The sequence below is a fragment of the Pseudomonas sp. AGC41 genome (assembly GCF_057334555.1).
Window position 1 is genome coordinate 1 of sequence record NZ_JBHFJB010000006.1, and the last position, 3,513, is coordinate 3,513.

Here is a 3,513-nt window from a genome sequence, read left to right on the forward strand (position 1 = left end):
GGACAACCTGCTCCGCGACTACGTCGGCACTCACTACAGCTACGACGAGCGCGGCAACCTCAAGGAACGCCTGCATAACGGCAGGAAATCCCACTTCACCTGGGATTTGTACGACCGCCTGATCGGCTACGCAGATGACCGACTCACCGTCAGCTTCGCCTACGATGCGCTGGGGAGGCGGCTGTTCAAACTGTCCAAAGCCAAGTACCACGACCGCCGCGAAGCCGGGCCGATGTGGAACAAGCTGGAACGCGCCAAGCTCAATGAGCAATACGGCTGCGGCTACACCATCTACGGCTGGGACGGTGACTTGCTGGCCTTTGAGAGCCGCAACAATGACAAAAGCGAACGCCTGACCCACTACTTTTTTGAACCGGGCAGCTTTGTGCCAGTGGCGCAGGCGGTGGAGCAACGCAGCATCCAACTGCTGCCCGAGCCGGTCTATGAGGGTGCTTACGACATCGACCGCGACCCGGTGTGGCAGCACAAGCCTAAGCCGGTGACCTTCAGCGCGTTCGCCTGGTATCAATGCGATCACCTCGGCACGCCGATGGAGCTGACCGACGAAAAGGGCGATATCGCCTGGGCAGGAGTCTACAAGGCCTGGGGTCTGGCCAAGGAGCAGCGTAGCGACACCGCCAAGCGCGCGGATGTGCGCAATCCGTTGCGTTTTCAGGGGCAGTACTACGATGTGGAAACCGGGCTGCACTACAACCGCTATCGGTACTATGATCCGCAGGTGGGGCGGTTTATTGGGAAGGATCCGATTGGGTTTGCGGGTGGGCTTAATGTCTATGCCTATGCGCCGAATCCGGTGGAGTGGGTTGATCCGCTAGGCCTCGCCAAAAAGAAAGGCGGATCAGGCGGAACCCCAAAACAAGCTCAAACTAAAGTTAAAAGAGAGCAAGCGCCGCCTGAAATTGTACGGATTGACGGACCGGAACAGAGCGTACCCAACAGTCAGTGGCATGCACATTGCCCATGCGGGGCAGGCTACAATCTTGATGGGACAATTCATGACAAAGGAAAGGGCGATGTAACCTTCTCCAATAAAACAATCGACTGGCTAAATAATCACGGATGGGAAATACCGAAAAAATGAAACTTACAGACCTATACAAATCTATAATCAGTCAAGAACCATACAACGACATGGATGTATTCTTTGAAAGCCATGATAGTTTCGAGGAAATTCCACTCATATCAAGGTACAGCAGAGCAGATCTACTCTCAGAAGCCTTAGGAAAAAGCAACACTACAGACTTTTTGATCGGCTTTTCAGCATTCCTGTTAAATACAATAAAAACTATAGCGCGAGCAAGAAACATAACAGAAGACGAGCTGTTCATCGCTATATCATTTACAGACTTTGGTGACGCCTTCGAAAATCGCCCCATCATTCCAAATATATTCATCTATCCAAATCAAAAAGAAGAAAACAATTTTAAAGCACGTTTAAAACAAAATAACCCCAATGAAAAATCTATCGAATTTGCAAAAATTCAGGAGCACTTTTCAAGATGCAACTTGAAAAACAGTTTCATATTTTACGAAAGTAGGTTTTTTGACCAAGCTTGCAATGAGGATATCGTAAGGATATATGCCATCCCCAAACAATTTCATGAAGTGTAACGGTATAGCTACTGTGAAGACCGTATGAAAACCATCATCCGCCTTGGCGACAGCACCGACCACGGCGGCGTTGTCACCGAATCTATCCCCCACACCAACCTCAACGGCAAACCAATGGCCGGCAAAGGCCACATGGTGATGTGCCCCTTATGCAAGGGCCCCTTCCCGATTGCCGAAGGCAGCAGCACCTATTCCATCAACGGCATTCCCGTGGCGTTGGATGGCATGAAGACCACCTGCGGTGCAACCATGATCGCCAGCGGCTCCCGCGGATCCGTGCACCGCTAACCGGCGCCCCGTTCTTTAACAACCCGACGTCACCGGCATTGGCTTGATCGCGCCAATGCCCATGCCTGCGTCAACCCCGCGACGCCGAAGGTCGCCTGCTTACCCATACCGACGCCTTGCGCCAGCGCACCACCTGGCACGACAACGAAGCCGGGCTGATCCAACAGCGCCAGGACGCCAACGGCACAACGCTCGATTACCGCTGGGACCGCCTCGGCCAACTGATCGAACTGCGCAACAAAAACAACAGCAGCGCCAGCTTCAAGTACGACCCGGCCGGGCGGTTGCTCAAGGACACAGCGGCCCAAGGTCGACGAGCAGTACGGCTGTGGCTACACGATCTACGGTTGGGATGGGGATGTACCGGCTTGGTAAGCCGCAACAATGGCAAGAGCTAACACCTGGCCCACTATTTATTCCGACCGATCAACGTGGTTCCCCACAGATTTTGGCTATACATGAAAAAGGGAAATTCATCGATACAGGGTCTCGATCACCTTGTCTTGGTATGGAGGCAACAACATGCTGGTGTTGTGGGTAGTCCTTGCGGTGTTCATCGCCTGGAGCTGGTTGACGTATCCGGGCATCGGCCATGTGCTGTATGACCTGGGCATGGCGCTGGAAGCGCGTCTCTACCGGCTGCACAAGATCACCGTACCCATCAGCGAAATGACGGTGTCGACCTGGCAGGGCGGGCCGTATGAAGCGTCCGGCAGCGTGCTGATGCTGCATGGCTACAGCGCCGACAAGAACCTCTGGTTGCGCTTCGCCCGGCATTTTGTCGGCGATTACCGGGTGGTGATTCCCGACCTGGCCGGCCATGGCGAAACCGGCTTCAAGGCCGGCGGCGGTTATGACATCCCGACCCAGGCGCGGCGGGTGATCGAACTGCTCGATGCCTGTGGCCTGGACAAGGTCCATGTGATCGGCAACTCCATGGGCGGTTATCTCGCGGCGTGGCTGGCGGCGACGTCGCCTGAGCGGGTGTTGACCCTGGCATTGATCGATCCGGCCGGTGTCACCGCCCCCGAACCCAGCGACATGGAACGCCACCTGGCGGCCGGCCACAACCCGTTCCTGGTTCATTCGCGAGCCGATTTCGCACCGTTCTACGCCATGACCATGGCCTCGCCGCCCTGGTTACCCAGTGTGGTGCTGGCGGCGCTGGCCGAGCGTTACGAACAGCGCCGGGAGGAGCTGGCGGAAATCTTCATCGATTTACGCGCCAGCCCACCCATGGAACCGCGCCTGGCCGACATCCGCGCGCCTTCGTTGCTACTCTGGGGGCGCAAGGACCGGTTGATCGACGTCAGCAGCGTACCGGTATGGAGCAAGGGCATCACTGACCTCAGGGTGGAAATCTGGGACGGCGTCGGGCATATGCCGATGGTTGAAAAACCACGCAAGACTGCGGCGTTGTACCGGGATTTTCTGGAGGGGTTGGGGCAGTGAAGTCAGCCGCGTTGAAATACCGTGGCGAGGGAGCTTGCTCCCGCTGGACTGCGCAGCAGGCCCAGTTTTTTGTTTCAACGCAAAATCCTTGGGGCCGCTTCGCGGCCCAGCGGGAGCAAGCTCCCTCGCCACGAAAAGCCT

5 protein-coding genes are annotated in these 3,513 nt (G+C 56.1%); all 5 read left to right on the forward strand.

Annotation, left to right across the window (positions count from 1 at the left end; translation table 11 throughout):
• Positions 1-1,102: RHS repeat-associated core domain-containing protein (locus tag ACE04F_RS00925; RefSeq protein WP_486104124.1), on the forward strand; the 1,102-nt coding region annotated here is incomplete at its 5' end.
• Positions 1,099-1,632, forward strand: coding sequence for an Imm15 family immunity protein (locus ACE04F_RS00930; RefSeq protein WP_486104126.1), 534 nt, complete (start codon positions 1,099-1,101; stop codon positions 1,630-1,632). The genes ACE04F_RS00925 and ACE04F_RS00930, both read left to right, overlap by 4 nt.
• Positions 1,633-1,656: 24 nt before the next feature.
• Complete coding sequence (locus ACE04F_RS00935) at positions 1,657-1,920, forward strand: PAAR domain-containing protein (protein ID WP_486104128.1); 264 nt, start codon at positions 1,657-1,659, stop codon at positions 1,918-1,920.
• A gap of 116 nt (positions 1,921-2,036) precedes the next feature.
• Positions 2,037-2,318: a hypothetical protein gene (locus ACE04F_RS00940; protein ID WP_486104130.1), complete on the forward strand. Its 282-nt coding sequence runs from the start codon at positions 2,037-2,039 to the stop codon at positions 2,316-2,318.
• A gap of 124 nt (positions 2,319-2,442) precedes the next feature.
• Complete coding sequence (locus ACE04F_RS00945) at positions 2,443-3,372, forward strand: alpha/beta fold hydrolase (protein WP_486104132.1); 930 nt, start codon at positions 2,443-2,445, stop codon at positions 3,370-3,372.
• Positions 3,373-3,513 lie beyond the last annotated feature (141 nt).

Excerpts from the sequence above, each read along its gene's own strand:
- ACE04F_RS00930 (WP_486104126.1), top strand. The coding sequence starts at position 1,099 with ATGAAACTTACAGACCTATACAAATCTATAATCAGTCAAGAACCATAC.
- ACE04F_RS00935 (WP_486104128.1), top strand. The coding sequence starts at position 1,657 with ATGAAAACCATCATCCGCCTTGGCGACAGCACCGACCACGGCGGCGTT.
- ACE04F_RS00945 (WP_486104132.1), top strand. The coding sequence starts at position 2,443 with ATGCTGGTGTTGTGGGTAGTCCTTGCGGTGTTCATCGCCTGGAGCTGG.